This window comes from Mesorhizobium sp. WSM4311 (assembly GCF_002295115.1).
GTDB lineage: Bacteria > Pseudomonadota > Alphaproteobacteria > Rhizobiales > Rhizobiaceae > Mesorhizobium.
Window position 1 is genome coordinate 21,813 of record NZ_NSFV01000003.1, and the last position, 21,462, is coordinate 43,274.

Consider the following 21,462-nt stretch of genomic DNA (forward strand, 5'->3'; position numbering starts at 1 on the left):
CCACCGGCGGCGACGATAGCGGAAAGATCGAAGGCAGCTCAACCTGCCTCTATGGCCAGTTTCCGAAGCCGCGCGCTACAGCTTTGCGGGCGCATCGGCCGCCGCATTGGCGGGCGGCAGGCCGCGGCAATTGTCGGGCCTGGGAACAGCTTTGCAAATCGTGGCGCCGGTCAGTGCGTCGACCGATTGCGGCCCCGTTATCAATCCCGCCTTCAGCATGATGTCCGGTTCAAGCCGGCGCTCGGCCGCGCGCCCCGCGATCGCTTTGAACAGAGCGGGACCGATCGCCATCTCCTCGAGATACGCCTTGACCATCTGCTTCTGTCCCATCGGATACAGGCTGAGCCGCGCCTCGGGACCGACAAGCCTTCTCGCGCCGCTGGCAAGCATCAGCGCGCACGCCGTATCGCATTCGACGCCCGCATCGATGCTCAAACCGGCATAGGCGCCCTCCTTGGCCAGGCAATTCCATGCCCCTGGGTCGCAATCGACGAAATCGGTCCGGCCGACGGCGACGTCGAGCTTCCTTTCGTGGATAAGCCGGCCCGCCGCAAGGGCGCCGGACAGGTCACCTCCCCGTGAGCTGATCACGACAGGCAGGCGCCGCTCGCCAAGCGTGGCGAGCAACTGGCGCAGCTTCTGCGGTGTCTGGCTCGTAATCACGCCTTCCGCCGAGATCCATTCCGGACAGTCGGGATTACACAGCGGATTGCTGCCGCGAACCACGACAAAGCGCATGTCCGCGCCGGCCTTCGCGGTTTCCATTCCAACCGGTGCGACATCCCGGGGCTTGCCCGTCGGAGCGGCCGATGGCGTCGCATCGTTTGCAGGGCTCGGTATCTCCCGGCAGTTCGCAGCCGGCTGCTGCAGTGCGCACAGGCTCGCGGAGGTCAACAGATCCGCCGCGTCTCGGCTGGTCACCAAATTCATCGTCAGCATGTCGTCGAGCGCGATCTGGCGGATGTCGCTGGCTGGCGTGGCCTTCATCATTTCCAGCACGCCGTCGCCTATCCCCATTTCCCTGAGATAGGCCGATAGCGTCTTCTCGACCGCCTTGCTCATCTCGTAGGTCTTGTAGCTGCCGGCACTTTTCCGGCTGACCACCTTGGTGTTGATGACCTTCCTCTTGCCGTTCACGATCCGGTAGGTGGTCCGGTAGAGCAGCTTCTCGCGCTTGTAGGTGGTGGTGATCTGGTGGACGCCGAGATAGGCAAGATCTCCGACCACGCGGCGGACACCGCCGGAAAACATCAGCGGACAGGCCGAATTGCACATGGCCCCGTCGTCAAAGGCCATGCCGAAATAGTCGGCACCCTTGCCCTTGTTGTCGCTGCAATTCTTCGCCTCCGGCTGGCAGCCGGAAAACACCGTCACGCCGACGGCGATATCGAGCTTGGCCTTGCGGATCATCCTGCCAAGTGCGAGCGCGGCATCGACACTGCCGCCGGGCGAGCTGACGACGACGGGCAGTTGCCGTCCCTTCAACGTTTTGAGCGTGCGTTTGAAGAGTGACGGCGTGCCCGCCGCGATCGTGCCTTCAGCCGATATCCATTCCGGACAATTGGGCTCGCAGCCCGGCGCATTGCTGCGCACGACGGCGAAGCGCATCGGCGGGATGTCCAGAGACTGCTCCTGGGCCTGGGCCGGCAGGACCGCAGGGACCAACAGCATGAGACGGACCAGTGCCCGCAACTGCCACCCCTTCTCGCCGAAACAGCGCCCTGGAACCACTCTTTCGCAAAGCTCCCGCAATGCAACCTATACTAGTTGCCGTGATGGCGCTTGCAACAGGGCAGGCGCTGTTCCGATGTCACGCAGCGACGTTAACGAAAAAGGGCGGCCCGAAGACCGCCCTTTCCTTGTCGATCCGGCCGATGCCGGTCTCGATTATTCCTTGATGGTGACGACGATGCCGGCACCGACGGTGCGGCCGCCTTCACGGATGGCGAAGCGCAGCTTCTCTTCCATGGCGATCGGCACGATCAGCTCGACATCGACCGTGATGTTGTCGCCAGGCATCACCATCTCGGTGCCGGCCGGCAGCGACACGATGCCGGTCACGTCCGTCGTGCGGAAGTAGAACTGCGGACGGTAGTTGGTGAAGAACGGCGTGTGACGGCCACCTTCGTCCTTGGTCAGGATGTAGGCTTCGGCCACGAACTTCTTGTGCGGCTTCACCGTGCCGGGCTTGGCCAGAACCTGGCCGCGCTCGACGCCTTCACGATCAACGCCGCGCAGCAGCGCGCCGATGTTGTCGCCAGCCTGGCCCTGATCGAGCAGCTTGCGGAACATTTCCACGCCCGTGCAGGTCGTCTTGGTCGTCGGACGGATGCCGATGATCTCCAGTTCCTCGCCGACCTTGACCACGCCGCGCTCGACGCGGCCGGTCACCACCGTGCCACGGCCCGAGATCGAGAACACGTCCTCGATCGGCATCAGGAACGGCTTGTCGAGCGGACGAACCGGGGTCGGGATGTAGGCGTCGACCTGAGCCATCAGCTCGCGGATCGCGTCCTCGCCGATCGTCTTGTTCGAATCCTCCAGCGCGGCCAGCGCCGAACCCTTGACGATCGGAATGTCGTCGCCGGGGAATTCGTTCTTCGACAGAAGCTCGCGAACCTCGAGCTCGACCAGTTCCAAAAGCTCGGCGTCGTCGACCTGGTCGACCTTGTTCAGGAACACCACGATCGACGGCACGCCGACCTGACGGGCAAGCAGGATGTGCTCGCGGGTCTGCGGCATCGGGCCGTCGGCGGCCGACACGACCAGGATCGCGCCGTCCATCTGCGCGGCGCCGGTGATCATGTTCTTCACATAGTCGGCGTGGCCGGGGCAGTCGACGTGGGCGTAGTGGCGGTTGGCCGTCTCGTATTCAACGTGAGCCGTCGAGATGGTGATGCCGCGCGCCTTCTCTTCCGGCGCCGCATCGATCTGGTCGTAGCGCTTGTACTCGCCAAAATACTTCGTGATCGCCGCCGTCAGCGACGTCTTGCCATGGTCAACGTGACCAATCGTGCCGATGTTCACATGAGGCTTAGTGCGCTCGAATTTACCTTTTGCCATAGTCTCTTTCCTTGGACGGCCTTGACCTTCAGTTCAGTCGAATGCGGGGCGATTAGCGACAAAGGCCAAAAAACACAAGCGTCTTTTGGCCGGGTGCCGTCTCACTCTGTCCGAACCTGAGATCCGATTGCGGGGATATGGCGCCGATATAGGAAGGCGATGGGGGAAATGGAATGGGTGACATGCCGATCGATCGAGGCCTGCATCCCATGTTCTTGCCGGCCAATTCCTGTCTCGATCACGGCCAGACGATGGCCCATTGCGGCGGCCATCGAGGTCTGATCTCCTGACTCCATGCAATTCATCCCTGCCTCAATCCGCGGCCCGCTGTTCATGATCATCTCGACCGGGTCGTACCTGGTCAACGATACGATGATGAAACTCGCGACCGCGGGGTTGCCGTCCTATGAGGTGCTGTTCCTGCGTGGTGCCGCCGCGACGCTCTGGGGCTTCCCGCTGTTGTTCGTGCTGGGCTACGGCAAACAGATCCCGTTGATCTTCGACAGGCGCGTTCTGTGCAGGAACCTGCTCGAGCTGGCGGCGATCCTTTGCTACGTCGTGGCCCTCGCCAACATGCAGATCGCGGATTCCACGGCGCTGGGACAAATCACGCCGCTCTTGATGCTGGTCGGCTCGTCGATCCTGTTTGGCGAGCGCATCGGCGGCCAGCGCATGGCGCTGATCGGGCTCGGCTTCATCGGCGCGCTGATGGTGGCGCAGCCGACCATGCAAGGCATTTCGGTCTATGCGCTGCTCGCGCTCGGCAACGCCGCGCTGGCGGCCGCGCGCGATCTTGCCGGCAGGCATGTGCCGACGGAGGTGCCGGGAATGATCGTGGCGATTTCCGCCGTGGTGGTGGTGCTGATCGGTGCCGGCGCGGCGCATCTGGCGTCCGAGCGCTGGGTGATGCCCGAAGCTCGCCATTTGCTGCTGCTGGCCGGGGCCGGTCTTTTCCTGATCTTCGGCCACTTCTTCATCTTCATGGCCTATCGCGTCGGGCCGACCAGCGCGGTGGCGCCGTTCTATTACTGCTTCACCGTCTGGGCCGTCATTTCGGGCCTGCTGGTGTTCGGCCAGTTCCCCAACGCGCTGGCGGTCTGCGGCATCCTGCTGGTGGTGGCCAGCGGCCTGACCATCGTCTCGCTGGACCAGCGCAAGCGCCGGCTGACTGTCGTCGCCTAGCATCGGCAGCCGAGCGCCTGTCCGACGCCGAGCACAAGGCCGCTATTCGCAAGTCGCTGATCGGCTGGGCGGTGTTCATCGCCGGAACGCTGATCTTCTTCGCCGCGGCCGATGCAGTGTTGATGCCATAGGCAAGCCGACGCTGGTCTTGCCTCGGCAGAAATTCCAAACTTCAGATCATCCAGCTGGCGCTTAGAGCGTCCGCCGTCCGCTGAACTGGTGATAGGCCCAGAGCACAACCACCGCGCCAACCACCGCGACGATCAGGCTGGAGATGTTGAGACCGGTGACACCCACGCCGAAGAGCTGGCTGCAGATCACGCCGCCGACAATGGCGCCGACAATGCCGAGCACGACATCCATGATCAGGCCTTGGCCGGTCTTGTTGACGATCTTGCTGCCGAGGAAGCCGGCGATGGCGCCGAGAATGATCCAGCTGATGATACCCATTTTTCCTCTCCATCCCCTGCCATCGCGACATTTTCATATGATTGTCAAAAGCTCAAGCCAGCTTGAAATTCCGCCCGGATGCGCCATTGTTGAGATGGGCCGGGCTTGGTCGAGATGGAGGATCCACTATGGGACTTTTTGACAACGCCGTTCCCGGCGGCAACATCACCAAACCGCTGATGATCGCGCTCGGCGCGTTGCTGGTCGGAAAAATGCTGAGCGGCAGAAGTGCCGAACAGCCGGATCAGCCTCAAACGCCAGTGCCGGCCGACCCAGCCGCCAGTGACGGCGGCCTGCTCGGCGGACTGGGCGGCCTGCTCGACAAGCTCAAGAACGCTGGCCACGGCAATGTCGCCGACTCCTGGGTCGGCACCGGGCAGAACCAGTCAATCAACGCCAACGATCTCGGCTCGGCACTTGGGCCGCAGGTGATCCGCGAGATCGCGCAGCGCACCGGAATGGATGAGGGCGAACTGCTCAAGCAACTGTCGACGGCCCTGCCCGGCATCGTCGACAAGCTGACGCCGAACGGCCAGGTGCCGCAACAGCACCAGGTGGCTTCCGCGTTCAACAGCTGACGTGGCAAACACCGATGCCCTGAAGCGCTGCGCGCGTTGTCGCGCAGTGTGCAGGTTTGCCGATTGCGGGGATGACGGTCTGGAGCGGGTAGCGGGAATCGAACCCGCATATTCAGCTTGGAAGGCTGCTGCTCTACCACTGAGCTATACCCGCGCCTTGCACTGAAGTATCGGATTCACCCGAAAAGCGCCATGCCCTTTTCGGCCCGATGCTTTTCTCGTTTCAGGGCTTCCGGGCCGGCAGTGGTGGAGAGGGTTGGATTCGAACCAACGTAGGCTAAGCCAACGGATTTACAGTCCGTCCCCTTTAACCACTCGGGCACCTCTCCAGTCTGCCGCCGGAGCCATGCAACGAGGCATTCTTGCCGATCCCGGAGCCCGAGTTGGATATCTTCTCCGAAATCAGCGAAGCGCCTTATGGCGGCAAGGCCAGTGGGTGTCAACCGCGCAGGAAGGTTTTTCGATGTTGTTCGCCGGCTGCGGCGACGGGCCATATCCTTGGCCGGTGGAGACAGCTATAGAAGCCGGCCATGAGCAACAAGACCAATACCCCCAAAGACACCCATTACGCCAAGCTGCGCCGCGCGCACCGCGACGAGAAGAGCGGCGGCGCGCCGGCATTCCGGCCGCGCCAGCCCGTGCCGCCCGGCGAAAACGCCGCCGATGGCCTGGTGCGACTTTATGGCCTGCACACGGTGCGCGCCGCGCTCGACAATCCGCGGCGCCGGATCAGAAAAATGCTGGTGACCCGCAACGCGGCCGAGCGCCTGGAGATAGAAGATCTCGCCGTCCTGCCCTTCAAGGCGGAGTTGGTCGAGCCCAGGGACATCGACAAGATCACCGGGTCGGACGCCGTGCACCAGGGTGTGCTGATCGAGGCGGAGCCGCTGAAGCCGAAGCGCCTCGACGCGCTCGGCGACACGAGACTGGTGCTGGTGCTCGACCAGGTCACCGATCCGCACAATGTCGGCGCCATCCTGCGCTCGGCGGTCGCCTTCGGCGCCGGCGCGCTGATCACCACCGCGCGCCACAGCCCGCAGGAATCCGGCGTGTTGGCAAAATCCGCCTCCGGCGCGCTGGAACACATCGACCAGATCGAGGTGAAGAACCTGGCCGACGCGCTCGGGCAACTGCACGAGGCCGGCTTCCAGACCATCGGGCTTGATTCCGACGGGCCGGCGGAACTCGAGACGAGCTTTGCCGGCGACAGGATCGCGCTGGTGCTCGGCGCCGAAGGCAAGGGCCTGCGCCAGAAGACGCGCGAGACGGTGACGACGCTGGCGCGGCTCGACATGCCCGGCGCCATCCGCTCGCTCAACGTGTCGAATGCAGCGGCGATCAGCCTTTATGCCGCGCGAAAATTCCTTTCGGCGGACTGAACGAGCTACAAGTATGTTTGAAGCATTCTCAGATGCGGATGAATGGCTCGCGCTTTACGCGAGCACAGTCGGCACGTTGAGAACACTCACTCCATCGGAGTTCTACGACGAGACGAACAACCGCTATCATACCGCGAGAGATGACATAATGCGGCTGGTTCACGGCCTTGAAAATCCCCCCGACTTTCGAGAATTCCTCGACGTTAACGCCGGTCGGAAGACTTGGCTGCCGGACAGCTCCGAAGCCTTGACTGCCATGGACGGTACTGAAATTCACTATCGGGTTGTCAGCAACCTAGCGGATGAAAGGTGGGTTGACGGGGCTCTCAACGAAGCTTTCGAGAACGGCACGCTTATTCCAGCCCTTGAACGGATCGCTGCCGAGATCGGCAAGTTCAAATTGAACAGCAGTCAGCAAACTCCCTGACCACTCTCGCCATTCGTGGCTCGGTCAATCTTAGCGCCATACGGGCTTTCTAAACCACGGCTGAGCGCACAAAGGTAAGAAACGGGTTCCGGCGACAGACGCAGGAACCCGTTCTCTGACAGGACAAGAGGAGGCGGCTTGGGAACGTTGCGCCGCCCTCTCCGGGCCTATGCCGCTTTGCCTTTCACTTCGGTCACTTCGCCACCGACCTCGAAATTGGCCATCCGCTCCAGCGCCCTGACCAGCGCCGAGTGATCCTCCTTTGCGCCGCCATTGGCGGCGCACGAGTTGAACAGCTGCTGCGTGGTCGACGTGTTGGGCAGCGCCACGCCGAGCGCCTTGGCGCCCTCCAGTGCCAGGTTGAGATCCTTCTGGTGCAATTCGATGCGAAAGCCCGGCGCGAAGGTGCGTTTGACCATGCGCTCGCCATGCACTTCGAGGATGCGCGAGGCCGCCAATCCGCCCATCAAAGCCTGCCTGACCTTGGCGGGATCAGCGCCGGCTTTCGAAGCAAAAACAAGCGCTTCGGCGACGGCTTCAATGGTCAGTGCGACGACGATCTGATTTGCCACTTTGGTGGTCTGGCCGACGCCGTTAGGGCCGACCAGAGTGATGTTCTTGCCCATCTTCTCGAAGACGGGTTTAGCGCGCTCGAAGGGCTTTTCCTCGCCGCCGACCATGATGGTGAGCGACGCTGCTTTGGCGCCGACCTCGCCGCCCGAAACCGGCGCGTCGAGATAGTCGCAGCCGAGTTCGTTGATCTTGCCGGCGAACACCTTGGTCTCGATCGGCGAGATCGAGCTCATGTCGATGACCAGCTTGCCTTTGGTCAGGCCGGACGCGACGCCATTGTCGCCGAACAGCACGTCGGCGACCTGCGGGGTATCAGGCACCATGGTGATGACGATCTCTGCCGCCTTGGCGACGGCGGCGTGGCCGGAGACTGTTTTCAGGCCCTTGGCGACGAGATCAGCCGGCGGCTTCGAGCGATGGTCGCTGGCGATGACCTTGTAGCCAGCATCGAGCAGATGCCCCGCCATCGGCGCGCCCATGATGCCGAGGCCGATGAAGCCTATGGTTTCCATTGTGGTTCTCCGTCTTTTGCTGGGCCGCGTTCCTTCGCGCCCCCCTCTGGCCTGCCGGCCATCTCCCCCACGAGGGGGGAGATTGGCAGCGTCAGCGCCGGCTCTTAAGCCGCCGCGCTGCCCTGCCCGGCCAGGTCCCGAAACCAACCCAGCCCTGCCTCGGTGCCAGCCTTCGGCTTGTATTCCGCACCGATCCAGCCGGAATAGCCGATGCGGTCGATGTGGTCGTAGAGGAAGGGATAGTTGATCTCGCCCGTCCCCGGCTCGTGACGGCCGGGATTGTCCGCAAGCTGGATATGCGCGATGCGGCCGAGGTTGGCCTCGATTTTACGGGCGAGATCCCCCTCCATGATCTGCATGTGATAGATGTCGTATTGCAGGAACAGGTTTTTCGAGCCGACGCGGTCGATCAGCGCCAGCGCCTGGTCGGAGTAATTGAGGAAGAAGCCTGGAATGTCGCGGGTGTTGATCGGCTCGATGAGCAGCCGGATGCCGGCCTGTTCCAGCTTCTCCGCCGCGAAGGCGAGGTTTTCGGCGAAGACATCCTCGAGCACCTTGCGGTCGACGCCCGCTGGCGTGATGCCGGCCAGGCAATTGACCTGCACGCAGCCGAGCGCCTGTGCGTAGGTGATTGCCTTGGCGATGCCCTGGCGGAATTCCGGCACGCGGTCCGGCAGCACGGCGATGCCGCGTTCGCCCTTGCCCCAGTCGCCGGCCGGCAGGTTGAACAGCACCTGTGTCAGGCCATTCTTCTTCAGCCTGGCGGCCACCACCTCCGGCGCATGGTCATAAGGACCAATATATTCGACGCCCTTGAAGCCGGCGCGGGCGGCTGCGTCAAAACGGTCGAGGAAATCGTGCTCGCCAAAGAGCATCGACAGATTGGCGGAAAAACGCGGCATTCTTTTTGTCCTCTTATCAGTCGAGCATCACGATCGCGGTCGGCGCGTCTTCCTGATGTTCGGCAAGTTCCTCGAATTCGGTGATCTTGTCGATCTCGGTGCCCATCGAGATGTTGGTGACGCGCTCCAGGATAAATTCGAGCACGACCGGAACCCGGTGCTCCTTCATCAGCCGTTGCGCCTGCTTGAAGGCGCCGGCGAATTCTTCCGGCTTGCGCACCCGGACCGCCTTGCAGCCCATCGCTTCGGCAACGGCGACATGGTCGACGCCATAGCCGGCCTCGGGATCGCCCGATCGGTTGATGTTCTCGAAGGCGAGGCTGACCTCATAATCCATCGAGAAGCCACGTTGCGCCTGGCGGATCAGGCCGAGATAGGCGTTGTTCACGACGACATGGATGTAGGGCAGCTTGTGCTGCGCGCCGACCGCCAGTTCCTCGATCATGAACTGGAAATCATAGTCGCCCGACAGCGCCACGATGGTGCGGTCGGGATCGGCGGCGCGCACGCCAAGGGCTGCCGGCAGCGTCCAGCCGAGCGGGCCGGCCTGGCCGCAATTGATCCAGTTGCGCGGCTTGTAGACGTGCAGGAACTGCGCGCCGGCGATCTGCGACAGGCCGATCGTGGTGACATAGGTGACGTCGCGGCCGAACGCCTTGTTCATCTCCTCATAGACGCGCTGCGGCTTCAGCGGCACCTGGTCGAAATGCGTCTTGCGCTTCATCGTCTTCTTGCGGGCCTGGCATTCCTTGGCCCAGCCTGACCAGTCACGCAGCTTGCCCGCCGTCTTCCACTCGGTGGCGACGTCGAGCAGCATCTTCAGCGCCGCACCCGCATCCGAAACCACGCCGAGGTCCGGCGCGAAGACACGGCCGATCTGCGTGGGCTCGATGTCGACATGGATGAATTTCTTGCCCCTGGTGTAGACGTCCACAGAACCGGTGTGACGGTTGGCCCAGCGATTGCCGATGCCGAAGACGAAATCGGCTTCCAGCATCGTCGCATTGCCGTAGCGATGCGACGTCTGCAGCCCGCACATGCCGGCCATCAGCCGGTGGTCGTCGGGGATCGCGCCCCAGCCCATCAGCGTCGGGATGACCGGCACGCCTGATATTTCCGCGAATTCAATCAGCAGGTCGGATGCGTCGGCATTGATGATGCCGCCGCCGGCGACGATCAGCGGCTTTTCCGCCGCATTGAGCATCGCCAGTGCCTTTTCGGCCTGGGCACGCGTCATCGCCGGCTTGAACGGCGCCAGCGGCTCATAGGCATCGATGTCGAACTCGATCTCGGCCAGTTGCACGTCGACCGGCAGGTCGATCAGCACCGGACCGGGCCGCGACGAGCGCATGAGATGAAACGCCTTCTGCAGCGCCATCGGCACGAGATAGGGCTCCATGACGGTGACCGCCCATTTGGCGACCGGTGCGGCGATGGCGGCGATGTCGACGGCCTGGAAATCCTCTTTGTTGAGCCGCGCACGCGGCGCCTGGCCGGTGATGCACAAGATCGGGATGGAATCGGCAGCGGCCGAGTAAAGACCGGTGATCATGTCGGTGCCGGCCGGCCCGGAGGTGCCGATGCAGAGCCCGATATTGCCCGCCTTGGCGCGGGTGAAGCCTTCCGCCATGTGGGAGGCGCCCTCGACGTGGCGGGCAAGGACATGGCGAATGCTGCCCCTCGCCTTCAGTGCCGAATAGAGCGGATTGATCGCCGCGCCCGGCACGCCGAAGGCGCAGGAGATACCTTCCTTTTCGAGAACGAGAACCGCCGCATCGACAGCGCGCATCCTGGCCATTTTCCGGCCCTCCACTTGGTTGTCATTGTTGGATGACCGAGAATGTCAGCAAGCCGGTTATTTTTCAATTTTTTCAGAATATTTTTTCATTTCTAAAAAACGGCGACTATTTGCTGATTTTATTGGGTTTTCCGTTTTCCAGTAATTTGCGGCCTCACAGCAGTGAAAAACTTTTTCATTGTATGTTTGGAGAAATCGGCGAAACTGGCGCGATGGAAACCATCGAAAAACGCCAGCGCGGCCGGCCGCGCGCTTTCAACGGACCTGCCGAAACCAGTTCCGTGCAGTCGCTGGACCGGGCCTTGCGCATACTGGCTATTGTTGCCGAGGGCAGCGGCCTGTCGCTGAGCGAGATATCGGCACAAAGCGGCCTTGCCGCCTCCACCGCCTACCGCATGCTGACGACACTTGAAAACCACGGCATGGTCGAGTTCGACACATCAGACCAGTTGTGGTCGATCGGCGTCGAGACCTACCGCATGGGCGCCGCCTTCCTGCGCCGCCGCAAGCTGGTCGACCGCGCCCGCATTGTCATGCAGGAGCTGATGGAAAGAACCGGCGAGACCGCCAATCTCGGCGTCGCCGAGGATGATTGCGTGGTGTTCGTCAGCCAGGTCGAGACACACCAGGCGATCCGCGCCTTCTTCCGCCCGGGCACGCGCAGCCCCTTTCACGCCTCCGGCATCGGCAAGGCGGTGCTGGCGCATCTCGAGCCGGAGCGCGTCGGCACCATTCTGCGCAAGGCCGGCCTGCAGCGCTTCACTGACAAGACGCTGTCGGAGATCCCTGCCCTCGCCCACGATCTGGCCGTCATCAAGCAGCGCGGCTGGTCGGTCGACGACGAAGAGCGGCACCCCGGCATGCGCTGCGTGGCGGCCGCCATCTTCAACGAGTTCGGCGAGCCGATCGGCGGCGTTTCCGTATCGGGGCCGACCGTGCGGGTGACGCCGGAGCGGCTGGCCGAGATCGGGCCGATGGTGCGCAGTGCCGCGGCCGAGGTGACCCGGATGATCGGCGGCGCGCAAGCCGGCTGATCAGCCTGCCCCGGGCAGCGCGCTCCTGGTCGCAATATCGAAGAATTCGAGCCGTATGGCCGTGCCGACACCGCAAGCGCCGGCGGCATGGACCCTGTCTTGCCGTGGCGTTCGAATGCATGCGAAAGGGCGCGGATGAGGAAAACGGTTCAGCTTCTGCTTGTCGCTTCGCTTTGCGGATGCGTTGCGACGACACCTCGACCCGATGCAGGCGACCAGCGCGTCGATCCCATTCCGTTCTCGCTCGCGCTCGAGGAGGTCGTCATCACCGGCATTCGACAGCGCTTGCCGGATCCTGCTTCCGTCAGGCTCGGAAGGACGCTTGCCGGCGAGCGGACAGTGAACGGCCGCAAGGAGATCGTGGTCTGCGGCTTCGCCAGCGGCAAGACTGCGGCCGGCGGCGCTGGCGGCGACCAAGCCTTCATCGCCAGGATCTACCCGGATTCGGCAAGCAGCCTCGAGCTTGTCGCCATGGGCGGCGCTTCGGAAACAAGGCGCCTCGTCGACAGCACCTGCAGCGCGGCCGGATTGCCGATTTCTGATTCCGCCTGAACACGCAACTGTAAGTATTTATGAGAGAAAGAAAAAGGGCCTCGCGCGAGCCCCTTTCTCTGTTGACGATCCTCCTCTCTCAGAGCCGGCAGTAGTGGCTGTAGCCGTCGTAGCCGATGTAGGTGTCGGAGTCCGGATCGTAGCTCGAGTAGCGATCGAGGCAGCGACGCACATGCCAGGAACCGCCGTCTTCGTCGACATAGACGGTGCGCGGGGGCTGCTGGGCAAGCAGGCTGCCAAGGACGAACCCGCCCACGCCGGCGGCGATGCCGATTCCGAGGTCGTGGTGATGCGAATGAGCCGCCGAAGGCTGAACGGTGCCGACCAGCGTGGTGGCTGCGACGGTGGTGGCGATGACGCCGGAAACGAGTGTGCGCTTGAACATGATGATCTCCTTGCTTCGTTGACCGAGGCGATCCATCCGCCTCTTGATCATCTGTCGCTGCCGCACAGGAAAAGGTTCGAGGCTTTTTTGACTTTTTTTGCGCAGATGCTGCCGGGTCCCGGCCCTTGGGCCCACGGAACATGCAAAAGGGCGGCCGAGGCCGCCCTTCGAACGCAACAGGCCTTGGTATCAAAGGATGATAACCACCCTGCCGTGGTGATGATGCCGGTGATGGTGGTGGTGATGGTACCACCAGTAGTCGCCATAGTAGTCGTCGTCGTAGTAGTAATGATGGTGATGATGCATGCCGTGAGCCGACGACGTCTGAACGGTGGCGGCCAGTGCGCCTGTGGCAAGAAAAACGACTACGACAGCTGAAGTGAGCATGCGCTTGAACATGATGATCTCCTGGATCCTTGACCGAGGCGACCATTCGCCTCTGGAGATCAGTCGGCGCGGCCTGTCAAAAGGTTCGAAAGATCGAGGAGATTTCTTCGGCGAGGCGGAAGGAAGAGTGAGGAGTGAGGAATGAGTAGTGAGTAGTGAGTAGTGAGTAGTGAGTAGTGAGTAGCGAGTAGTGAGTAGCGAGTAGTGAGTAGCGAGTAGCGAGTAGCGAGGGCAGGATCACGGGGATCCCGGCCCCACTACCCACTACTCACTAGTCGCTCCGCACGCTCATCCCATGCCGGTTATGTGGCGAAGCCAGAAGGCGAGCGCGATGAATCCGATGATCGTGGTCACGCCGGTCCAGTCGACATTGGCTTTCCTGACGTCGCTGATGAGCTTGACCAGCAGCATCCAGGCGATGACGACGAGGGGGAGAATGATGACAAGCCTGATCATGCGACACTCCAGTCCGAAGCGATTGCACCTTCATGATATGTAGGAAGTGCGCTCGTGGATTTCAGCATGGGCCGGCCCGGCGGCGGCGTCATCCACCGCCGGGGTAACCGAAAACGGAGTTTTGTCTTTACTGGCGCACGAAATATGCTACCGGAGCGCCGTGCCCTTGTAGCTCAGCTGGTAGAGCAGCGGTTTTGTAAACCGAAGGTCGGCGGTTCGATCCCGTCCGGGGGCACCAGTTCTCAAGCCGTAAGCGGTTCTTTTGCCTGCGCAATTTGGCACCCGTTGGAATCCCGCCTTCTGCCACTGACCGGGCTACCGAGCGTTTGTGTAAGATTTTGTGTAACGGAGACCGGCCTTTTCGTACGAATCTTCGGCACCGATATCTGGCCGCAGAATATCCAAACTGGGTCATTCTCCCTGTTGGCGTCTGCGGCCGTCCTGACCATTCCGGCCCAGCTGGTCCACCGCCATTTCGATGAAGGTCTTCAGCTTCGGCGTTTGTCGCCGATCAGGGTGAAACACCAGATGAATGGGACGCGGAGGCGTTTCGTAGTTCGGCAACACTCTGACGAGCTGCCCGGTCGCGAGGTGCGTGCGCACCGCCTCTTCTCCGATCAACGCCAAGCCGAAACCTGCGAGCGCCGCCTCCAGCAACGAAGCGGGGTTGTTGACCTTGAGACGGCCGTGGACCAGGGCCTTTGAGATGAGACCGTCCCGTACAAACAGCCAATCGCTGAACGTTGGTTCGGGCCAGTTGCCGAAGAGCAGGCATTCATGATTGACCAGATCCGATACGATCGAGGGCATCCCTCGTTCTTTTAGGTATGCAGGCGACCCGCAGGCAATCGTCTGAAAGGGTGCGAGCTCTATCGCCCCTAGGTTAGACTCCCCGAGAGGACCGATCCGGAACACCGCCTCAAACCCGTCGTCGATAAGGTCGACAAAGCGGTCGTTGAGAACCAGGTCGACATCGACACTGGGGTGGCTGCTCAAATATCGTGCGACCACAGGTGTCACGCAGTGAGCTCCGAATGAAACCGGCGCATTGACGCGCAAGAGCCCTCGCGGTTTACCCCTGGCCTCATCAGCAATTGCATCCGCCCAGTCGACCTCGGCCAGCGCCACTTTGCACCGATCGTAGTAGGACTTGCCGATCACCGTCAGGCTTTGCTTTCGGGTTGTGCGGTTGAGCAGGCGTGCGCCTAAACGTGCCTCCAGATAGGTGACGTGCTTGGCCACCATCTGCGGTGAGATGCCGAGCGCCGATGCCGTCGCTGCAAAGGAGCCGCTTTCTGCCGCCTTTACGAATGCGGCCATGCTGGCGAGACGATCCATTCCACACTCCTGGTTGGGAGAGCCGGTTTCATGGCGCCATTTATCGATCTAATGCAAGGGGTCATATAGCTTCACAAGCAATCTCATCCCCCACACCTTCGAAAGGCATAAACATGAAAATCGGCATTGTTGGCGCTGGCAATATCGGCAGCGCACTCACCCATCTCTTCCAGGCCGCAGGGCACGAGGTCACGATCTCCAATTCGCGCGGACCAGGGTCTCTGGCGGGCCTGTCGGCGGAAACCGGCGCGCGGGCCGCTGCGATCGAAGAGGCTGTCCGCGGCCAGGACGTCGTGGTCGTCGCCGTTCCTACAATCAAAATCCCTAGTCTGCCCCGCGAACTGTTCGCGTCCACGCCAGCCGACGTCGTCGTCATCGACACGACCAACTACTATCCACGACAGCGCGACGGTCATCTGGACGGAATTGAGGACGCTAACACCGAAAGCGAATGGGTCGAGCGGCACCTTGGGCGTCCGGTGGTCAAAGCGTTCAACACGATAGAAGCGACCCATCTCCTACCGGGCGCCAAGCCGGCGGGCTCCGCGGACCGCATCGCGCTGGCGGTGGCGGGTGATGACGCTCGGGCCAAGTCCAAAGCCATGGCGCTGATCGACGGGATCGGCTTCGACGCAGTGGACGCCGGCACTATCGCGGAATCCTGGCGTCAGCAGCCGGGCTCGCCGGGCTATCTCAAGGACTATGACGTCAAGGGCGTCCGTAGCGCGCTCGCCAAGGCGAACCCTGAACGTCAGCCCGACTGGCGCGCCACGCCCAACAGCCCCGGCACCTACGACTTGCCGGCTTAGACGCCTTGGTCCGGCACCATCTGCCCCGCTCACAGGCCATCAAGGATTAGCCGATGCGCTGCCCGTCAACCCATTGGGAGCTGACGGGCGGCGGCATCTGCGGTGTCCTCGGGTCTCGTGTTGAAGGCTATCGCGGCGTTCGGCGCCGCCTTGTGGATGATGTTCACCACGGTTTCGAACAACAGTAGGCTCTTAGGCGGCAGCCTGAGGCCGCCTCCAATCACCACGCAATCATACGCACCATCGCCCAGAGCTCTTTTGAGGTCAGCAAATCCGGCGGCATCGGGCGTAATCATGCAGGTATCGCCCTGCCACCCCCGTTCCTCAATCTTCGCCACGCCCAAAGCGATCCCGGCGTTGATCTTTTCGGCATTAAAGCCGGGCGGCAATGACGGGTCCGAGAAGTCAACTGTTTCAGGTTTCTGGCCGACAAATAGTATTCGCGTCATTGGAATTCTCCATAAAGTTTCGGGGTTCGGAAAGTGGGATATCGTTCGGGGGCAAGGCTTGCCGCCTCAATGCGCCGACCGTCAAGGATATCCATCCAGTCAGGGGCACGCCCTTGTGACCTTCACCAAGTGATCAGGGGCGATTTGCGCAGCCACGTATCCGCAGTGAGTTGCTGAACAACGAAATCCGCGACATCGGCTCGGGCGATCGTCCCGCCATGTACGCCTGACAGATCGATCAACGCCTTGATGCGACCGCGCGAAGGCTTGTCGTTGAGCACCATCGGCCGGACGATGGTCCAGTCGAGCGTGCTGCCCCTGATCGCATCTTCCTGCCGATCCTTGTCTTCATAGACCTTCCGCAGCATCAGGGGCAGGAACAACCGGTCGAAGAAGAAACCGCCATGGCCGCGGCTGTCGCCGGCGCCGAGGCCAGTGATGCACACCAGCCGACGGATGTTCTGCTGCTCCATAGCGCCGACCAGCGCGCGCGTCGCCGTTGAGAGCAAGGTCACCTCCCGGAACGGGCTCATGGCGGTGCCCAATGAACTGACGACGGCGTCACAACCAGCGATGGCGCGAGTTAGCGCGGCGGTATCGCGGGCGTCGCCTTCGACGAGCTCGGCACCGGTGAGGTCCTTGGCCTTTGCCTTGGAACGAACGAGGGCTACGACGTTGTGTCCCTCCGCGATGGCCTTAGCGACGATCAGCCGGCCGGTTGCGCCAGTGGCGCCCAATACCAGAATTTTCATTTCAAGCCTCCGAAGCTGTGCTGTTGGACGGGGAAGTATCGACGAGCCGCTGGCGGAGGAAGTCAACGATGGCGTCCACCGAGCGCTCGGCCGCGAGAAAGTGGCCGAGGGAAGACTGGAAGACATGTGGCATGCCCTGCCAGACCGACAGCGTGACCTCCACCCCTGCCGCTCTCGCCCGGTCGGCGTAGCGCACGGAATCCGCGAGCAGCAATTCGTCATCTCCGACATCGATCCGGATCGGCGGCAGGCCGTTCAGCCGAGCATAGAGCGGTGATGCCTTCGGGTTCTTCGCATCCTGGCCCTGAAGATACATGTCCGCGAAGCCCTGGAGCACGCCGCCCGTGAAGATCGGGTCCGCCTCCGCCCTGGTCTCGAGGCTGTCACCGGTGAGCGCAAGGTCAGTCCAGGGCGACATCACCGCTGCCCCGACTGGTTGCACCGTGCCGTTCATTTTGTCGGCAGCGAGGACCGACAGCAGCGACAGCGTCAAACCGCCGCCGGCAGAGTCACCTACAACCACGATCCGTTCGGCGCCGTCCGCAACGAGACCGCGATAGACGGCGACCGCATCGTCGATGGCTGCCGGGAATGGGTATTCGGGTGCGAGCCGATAGTCAGGGACAAAGGTATCGGCGCCGACACGTGATGCGATCTGACCCGCGAAGTTGGTGAGCGCCTCGGCTGAGCCGAGCACATAGCCACCACCATGAAGATAGAGGATGTGCGCGCCCGATCGTGCACTCACCGGCCGAAGCCAGAAGCCGGCAATGCCTCCGACCGTCGCAGCCTCGACCTGGACATCCGCCGCAGCGGGTGTTGCGGCAAACATGGCGTCGAACATCGGTCGCGCCTCGGGACCGAGTTTCTCACCCTTATGGGCCGAGGCCGCCTGTCGCATCGCGGCTACCGCAGGAGCATCTTCAGGCGAGAGGGGATGGATCGTCATCATGGCAGGTCTCCTTGGTTGGGGGTAAAGTGCGGGCTCAGCCCTTCGCCCACTGGGAGGCGGCATCCCTGGCAAAAGCGGCATAGGAGCGGGGGGCGTGGCCGAGCAGTTTGGTCAAGCGCTCGATGTCGTCAGAGGTCGCCACCGCGCCTTCCGTCTGATACCGGCTGAACATCAGGCGCAGGTCGAGCGCATGCCAGGCCGGCAGCATGGTCTTCGTACGCTGCTCCATGACGACGAGATCGTCGCCGCCATGGCGGATCGCGCGGCCGAGGGCTTCGCTCCAGATGGTGGCGATGCCGTCGCCGGTCAGACTGTCCGGACCAACCAGGGCGTAGGTCTCGCGGCCGAGCGGCGTGGCGGACTGTTCACGGCGGACCAACTCGATCGCTGCGGCCTCGCCGATGTCGCGGATATCGACCATCGAGACGCCTTTCTTGCCGATCGGCGAGCCATAAATGCCGGTCTTCAGCAGTCCGTCCTTCTGGCGAAGATCGTTCTGGATGAAGTAGGCGGGACGCAGGATCGTCGCGGGCAGGTCGAGCGCATCGATCATGTGTTCGACCGTGTACTTGCCCGCAAAATGCGGCACGTCAGCATAGCCGTCGCCGCCGAAGACCGAGAGATAGACGATGCCCTTGACGCCGGCCTCGCGGGCGACCGTCAGGGTCAGCATGGCCTGGGTCAATTCGTCGGCGACGTTCGGGGCGAGCAGGAACAGAGTGCTGACGCCTTGCAGCGCCGCGCGGATCGAATCCGGATCAGCGAGGTCACCGCGGACCGCGGTCACGCCCGAGGGCAGTTGCGCTGTTTCAGGAGAGCGCGTCAGCGCGCGGACCTCGACGTTTCGCCCCTGTAGGTGAGCCAGGACTTGGGACCCGATGGTCCCGGTGCTTCCGGTTACCAAAATAGCCATTGTGAAAACTCCTGTTTGTGCGTGTCGAGGGAAAGATAAACGTTCCAATCTTGAGTGGGAGATGGCATGATCGGAACAGGTCGTCTCAATATTGGAACACGTCATGGATCTAGAAGCCTTGGCCGATTTCAATCTCGTTGCCGCCCACGGCGGTTTCGGCCGGGCCGGTCGTATCTCCGGCCGATCCAAGGCGACATTGTCGCGCCATGTGAGCGAACTCGAACATAGCCTTGGCGTGAGGCTGATCGAGCGTGGATCCCAAAGTCTGCGACTGACGGACGAAGGGCGAGCGCTTTACGAGCGCACGGACGGATTGATGGCGGAAATCGCGGAGGCGGGAGAGGCGATTGTCTTGGGTGCGTCGACCCCGAGAGGCAGGCTGCGGATAAGCGCTCCCGTGGTTTTCGCGCATGTGGCGCTTCCCATGATCGGCACTCGTTTCGCTCTCGCCTATCCGGACGTCAAGCTTGAGATTGTTGCCGAGGATCGCAAGGTCGATCCGGTCGAGGATGGCTACGACCTTGTAATCCGGATCGATCCTTCACCGGATGAACGGCTCATCGGTCGCCGTTTTCTCAATGACGAGCGGCTGATTGTTGCCTTGCCGGACATGCCGCGCCCTCAGCCGGTGCCGGGCGGCAGACCGAGTCCGGTAAAGGCCGTTTTGCTGAGCGCAACGTCGCTGAACGTGGTTTGGCGCATCAAATCCGATTTTGAGGACGAAATCCTTTTGAAGCCCGAGCCAATCCTGCGCTTCTCGTCTCTGCTGATGGTGCGCGATGCCGTTCTGGCTGGTGCGGGCGCGGCATTGCTTCCGAAGCTTCTTGTCGCAGGCGATATCGAGGCGGGCCGCCTTGTTTGTTGGGGAACTGATGCCGGTCCGCCTGTCGAGATCTGGGCGCTCCAAAGTTCGCGACGGCTTATCGGTGCGAAGGTTCGCGCTTTCCTGGATGTGATGGAGAGGGCATTTCCCACCAAGACTTTCGTTCCTGCAACCTGAACAAGAACCTGTCCCGCCGGCCAGGCGCCTCCCCGTTTTAGGATGAAGACGGTTTCCCGGCACGGCCATACTGTCGTGGTGTACAGTCCATAACCTCTTAAAGGCTGTGCTGAACGCGCTTTTGGTTTGTAAACCGAAGGTCGGCGGTTCGATCCCGTCCGGGGCACCAGCAGCGCAACGCTTATGTCGGCTATAGTCGCTTCGACAGGCGGCCCCACCAAGCCTTGTTGAACGCGCTCTCGCAGCATTGCGCGCCTTCTACTAAGCGTTCGCGACCTGGGCGGATGCCCTGACCCTGGTGAACGTGTTGCGTACCCTGACGGATCTGTAGACGTAAGCGACCCAGAGTCCGGCCATGGCAAACGAGGCTATAGACGTCGCAATCGCGTTTCCGGTGACCACTTGCCCGACCCGAACCCCGAAAACCGTGGAAACCAAGGCTGCGTCCAGGATGAAGACCACCGGGATTGCAAGCCATTGGGCGAGGAACAACTGCTTGAACCAAGGGCTCCGCCTCAGCATGGCAACGACCACCACCAGTTGCAGCACCAGAAACGCCAGCAGCAGGGCACTCTCGCCATAGACCACCATGGGTCCGTTCGGCACCAGCATGAGCTGGTTGTAGCCATCGCTCGAGGACCCTATTGCGGCAAGCGTGCGCAATGGCGACAAGGCTTGACCGATCGCGAGAAGCATTAGCCATCCTCCGAACCCGACGGGATCCGCCGGATTCTGCGAGGGCTTGATGGCGGATCGAACCGCAAAGAAGACGGGGACGCCGATCAGCAACAGAAGGATTGCCCAATGCCAGATGGAAAACTGCATTCACCCCTCCCCTAAAAATGCACCCAGGGGTTGTATCAGATTTCGGATTCGACTCAAGAGGGTTGAGCCGCGACTTGGTCCCAAAATCGATTCTGCTGCCTGTTCCTGACAATCACACCCCGATCGCCGCCACCAGAATCCGGTTTTGCCGGCGTACCGCCGCGCGCAGTTCCGCGATCTTCGCCTCGTCGCGCTTCACGAATTCGATGAACATCATGTTCATGTTGTTGAAGATCAGTTCGCCGAGTGCCGCGCCGTCTATGTCCTGGCGCGCCAGCCCGATCTCCTGAAGCCGGGCGATCAGCGCGCGGATCTGTTCGGTGAGCGAGCGGTCAAGCGCGGTGTAGGCCTGGCCGAACGGGCTGTCGGGAAGCTGCGTCGAGATCGCCATGGCCTGCCGCCACATCTCCTTGCTGAGATAGTGCAGCGAATGCTCGATATAGATGCCGATCAGCGTGTCCAGCGCATCGCCGACATTGGCCGGCGGCCTGGCGACGACACCGCGCCCGGCATTGAGCACCTCGTTGACCTCCAGCGAGACGATGGCGCCTAGGATGTCGCCCTTGTTCTCATAGTAATTGTAGATCGTCCCGATCGACACTTCCGCCTGCGCGGCGATCGCCTCGATCTTGGCGCCCTCGTAGCCGGCCTCGCGGAAAAGCGCCGCCGCCGCCTCGATGATGCGCCTGTGCCGGTCTGCCTTTTGCCTTGCCCGCAATCCGCTCATAGCAGCCTCTTGCCACAAA

Annotated in this window: 24 protein-coding genes and 3 tRNA genes; 10 read left to right on the forward strand and 17 right to left on the reverse strand. The window is 62.3% G+C overall.

Features of this window, described 5'->3' with window-relative positions:
- Positions 1-75: 75 nt before the first annotated feature.
- Together CK226_RS07245 and tuf are read right to left on the reverse strand one after the other, a co-directional pair.
- The gene (locus CK226_RS07245) at positions 76-1,671 is read right to left on the reverse strand and encodes a hypothetical protein (protein WP_245437686.1); all 1,596 of its coding nucleotides are present in this window, start codon (positions 1,669-1,671) and stop codon (positions 76-78) included.
- 216 nt (positions 1,672-1,887) lie between these two features.
- Entirely contained in the window at positions 1,888-3,063 is a 1,176-nt protein-coding gene (gene tuf / locus CK226_RS07250) for an elongation factor Tu (RefSeq protein ID WP_010909256.1), read from the reverse strand.
- A 294-nt stretch (positions 3,064-3,357) separates the two neighbouring features.
- On the opposite strand from tuf, the gene CK226_RS07260 reads away from it, so the two are divergent.
- Positions 3,358-4,245 (forward strand): DMT family transporter, encoded by an 888-nt coding sequence (locus tag CK226_RS07260; RefSeq protein WP_095791469.1) that lies wholly within the window; start codon positions 3,358-3,360, stop codon positions 4,243-4,245.
- A 192-nt stretch (positions 4,246-4,437) separates the two neighbouring features.
- Here the strand turns inward: CK226_RS07260 and CK226_RS07265 are convergent, their stop codons facing one another.
- Positions 4,438-4,695, reverse strand: a complete 258-nt coding sequence (locus tag CK226_RS07265) for a GlsB/YeaQ/YmgE family stress response membrane protein (RefSeq protein ID WP_064982869.1) — start codon at positions 4,693-4,695, stop codon at positions 4,438-4,440.
- Positions 4,696-4,823: 128 nt separating this feature from the next.
- On the opposite strand from CK226_RS07265, the gene CK226_RS07270 reads away from it, so the two are divergent.
- Positions 4,824-5,273 carry a YidB family protein gene (locus CK226_RS07270; RefSeq protein ID WP_095770233.1) on the forward strand — a complete coding sequence of 150 codons (450 nt, stop codon included), beginning with the start codon at positions 4,824-4,826 and terminating at the stop codon, positions 5,271-5,273.
- A gap of 80 nt (positions 5,274-5,353) precedes the next feature.
- Here the strand turns inward: CK226_RS07270 and CK226_RS07275 are convergent.
- Positions 5,354-5,427 (reverse strand) — tRNA-Gly (locus tag CK226_RS07275).
- 90 nt (positions 5,428-5,517) lie between these two features.
- Positions 5,518-5,602: transfer RNA gene (locus CK226_RS07280), tRNA-Tyr, on the reverse strand.
- Positions 5,603-5,803: 201 nt separating this feature from the next.
- Between CK226_RS07280 and CK226_RS07285 the strand changes: the two genes are divergently transcribed.
- Together CK226_RS07285 and CK226_RS07290 are read left to right on the forward strand one after the other, a co-directional pair.
- Positions 5,804-6,652: an RNA methyltransferase gene (locus CK226_RS07285; protein ID WP_095788246.1), complete on the forward strand. Its 849-nt coding sequence runs from the start codon at positions 5,804-5,806 to the stop codon at positions 6,650-6,652.
- 13 nt (positions 6,653-6,665) lie between these two features.
- The gene (locus tag CK226_RS07290) at positions 6,666-7,079 is read left to right on the forward strand and encodes a hypothetical protein (RefSeq protein WP_095791470.1); all 414 of its coding nucleotides are present in this window, start codon (positions 6,666-6,668) and stop codon (positions 7,077-7,079) included.
- A 167-nt stretch (positions 7,080-7,246) separates the two neighbouring features.
- Here CK226_RS07290 and CK226_RS07295 read toward each other — a convergent pair whose 3' ends face one another.
- From CK226_RS07295 to gcl, 3 genes are all read right to left on the reverse strand, one after another.
- Positions 7,247-8,164 (reverse strand): 2-hydroxy-3-oxopropionate reductase, encoded by a 918-nt coding sequence (locus CK226_RS07295; protein WP_095770235.1) that lies wholly within the window; start codon positions 8,162-8,164, stop codon positions 7,247-7,249.
- Between the two features lie 104 nt (positions 8,165-8,268).
- Positions 8,269-9,066, reverse strand: coding sequence for a 2-oxo-tetronate isomerase (gene otnI / locus CK226_RS07300; RefSeq protein ID WP_095791471.1), 798 nt, complete (start codon positions 9,064-9,066; stop codon positions 8,269-8,271).
- A 16-nt stretch (positions 9,067-9,082) separates the two neighbouring features.
- A complete protein-coding gene (gcl, locus tag CK226_RS07305; RefSeq protein WP_095791472.1) occupies positions 9,083-10,864 on the reverse strand; it encodes a glyoxylate carboligase in 1,782 nt (593 codons plus the stop codon).
- Between the two features lie 212 nt (positions 10,865-11,076).
- On the opposite strand from gcl, the gene bhcR reads away from it, so the two are divergent.
- Entirely contained in the window at positions 11,077-11,898 is an 822-nt protein-coding gene (gene bhcR, locus CK226_RS07310; protein ID WP_095770238.1) for an HTH-type transcriptional regulator BhcR, read from the forward strand.
- A 135-nt stretch (positions 11,899-12,033) separates the two neighbouring features.
- The gene (locus tag CK226_RS07315) at positions 12,034-12,450 is read left to right on the forward strand and encodes a hypothetical protein (RefSeq protein WP_095770239.1); all 417 of its coding nucleotides are present in this window, start codon (positions 12,034-12,036) and stop codon (positions 12,448-12,450) included.
- A 79-nt stretch (positions 12,451-12,529) separates the two neighbouring features.
- Here CK226_RS07315 and CK226_RS07320 read toward each other — a convergent pair whose 3' ends face one another.
- Positions 12,530-12,835, reverse strand: coding sequence for a BA14K family protein (locus CK226_RS07320; RefSeq protein WP_095770856.1), 306 nt, complete (start codon positions 12,833-12,835; stop codon positions 12,530-12,532).
- 18 nt (positions 12,836-12,853) lie between these two features.
- Here CK226_RS07320 and CK226_RS34780 point away from each other — a divergent pair, with 18 nt between their 5' ends.
- On the forward strand, positions 12,854-13,213 hold the full coding sequence (locus CK226_RS34780; protein ID WP_179300994.1) for a hypothetical protein: 360 nt from the start codon (positions 12,854-12,856) through the stop codon (positions 13,211-13,213).
- Positions 13,214-13,510: 297 nt separating this feature from the next.
- Here CK226_RS34780 and CK226_RS07335 read toward each other — a convergent pair whose 3' ends face one another.
- Complete coding sequence (locus tag CK226_RS07335; RefSeq protein WP_095770241.1) at positions 13,511-13,678, reverse strand: hypothetical protein; 168 nt, start codon at positions 13,676-13,678, stop codon at positions 13,511-13,513.
- 162 nt (positions 13,679-13,840) lie between these two features.
- Between CK226_RS07335 and CK226_RS07340 the strand changes: the two genes are divergently transcribed.
- Positions 13,841-13,916 (forward strand) — tRNA-Thr (locus CK226_RS07340).
- A gap of 173 nt (positions 13,917-14,089) precedes the next feature.
- Here CK226_RS07340 and CK226_RS07345 read toward each other — a convergent pair.
- Positions 14,090-15,016: a LysR family transcriptional regulator gene (locus tag CK226_RS07345; protein WP_095791474.1), complete on the reverse strand. Its 927-nt coding sequence runs from the start codon at positions 15,014-15,016 to the stop codon at positions 14,090-14,092.
- Positions 15,017-15,129: 113 nt separating this feature from the next.
- On the opposite strand from CK226_RS07345, the gene CK226_RS07350 reads away from it, so the two are divergent.
- The gene (locus CK226_RS07350; RefSeq protein WP_095791475.1) at positions 15,130-15,825 is read left to right on the forward strand and encodes an NADPH-dependent F420 reductase; all 696 of its coding nucleotides are present in this window, start codon (positions 15,130-15,132) and stop codon (positions 15,823-15,825) included.
- 65 nt (positions 15,826-15,890) lie between these two features.
- On the opposite strand, the gene CK226_RS07355 is transcribed toward CK226_RS07350, so the two are convergent.
- The 4 genes from CK226_RS07355 to CK226_RS07370 all read right to left on the reverse strand — a co-directional run bounded on the left by CK226_RS07355 (position 15,891) and on the right by CK226_RS07370 (position 18,891).
- Positions 15,891-16,274 carry a hypothetical protein gene (locus CK226_RS07355; protein WP_095791476.1) on the reverse strand — a complete coding sequence of 128 codons (384 nt, stop codon included), beginning with the start codon at positions 16,272-16,274 and terminating at the stop codon, positions 15,891-15,893.
- Positions 16,275-16,396: 122 nt separating this feature from the next.
- Positions 16,397-17,026 (reverse strand): SDR family oxidoreductase, encoded by a 630-nt coding sequence (locus tag CK226_RS07360; protein ID WP_095791477.1) that lies wholly within the window; start codon positions 17,024-17,026, stop codon positions 16,397-16,399.
- 1 nt (position 17,027) lies between these two features.
- Positions 17,028-17,978: an alpha/beta hydrolase gene (locus tag CK226_RS07365; RefSeq protein WP_095791478.1), complete on the reverse strand. Its 951-nt coding sequence runs from the start codon at positions 17,976-17,978 to the stop codon at positions 17,028-17,030.
- 34 nt (positions 17,979-18,012) lie between these two features.
- Complete coding sequence (locus CK226_RS07370) at positions 18,013-18,891, reverse strand: NmrA/HSCARG family protein (RefSeq protein ID WP_095791479.1); 879 nt, start codon at positions 18,889-18,891, stop codon at positions 18,013-18,015.
- A 103-nt stretch (positions 18,892-18,994) separates the two neighbouring features.
- Here CK226_RS07370 and CK226_RS07375 point away from each other — a divergent pair, with 103 nt between their 5' ends.
- Positions 18,995-19,891, forward strand: coding sequence for a LysR family transcriptional regulator (locus CK226_RS07375; protein WP_095791480.1), 897 nt, complete (start codon positions 18,995-18,997; stop codon positions 19,889-19,891).
- A gap of 261 nt (positions 19,892-20,152) precedes the next feature.
- On the opposite strand, the gene CK226_RS07380 is transcribed toward CK226_RS07375, so the two are convergent.
- The gene (locus CK226_RS07380; protein ID WP_095791481.1) at positions 20,153-20,716 is read right to left on the reverse strand and encodes a DUF2569 family protein; all 564 of its coding nucleotides are present in this window, start codon (positions 20,714-20,716) and stop codon (positions 20,153-20,155) included.
- Between the two features lie 112 nt (positions 20,717-20,828).
- A complete protein-coding gene (locus CK226_RS07385; protein ID WP_095770250.1) occupies positions 20,829-21,443 on the reverse strand; it encodes a TetR/AcrR family transcriptional regulator in 615 nt (204 codons plus the stop codon).
- Positions 21,444-21,462 lie beyond the last annotated feature (19 nt).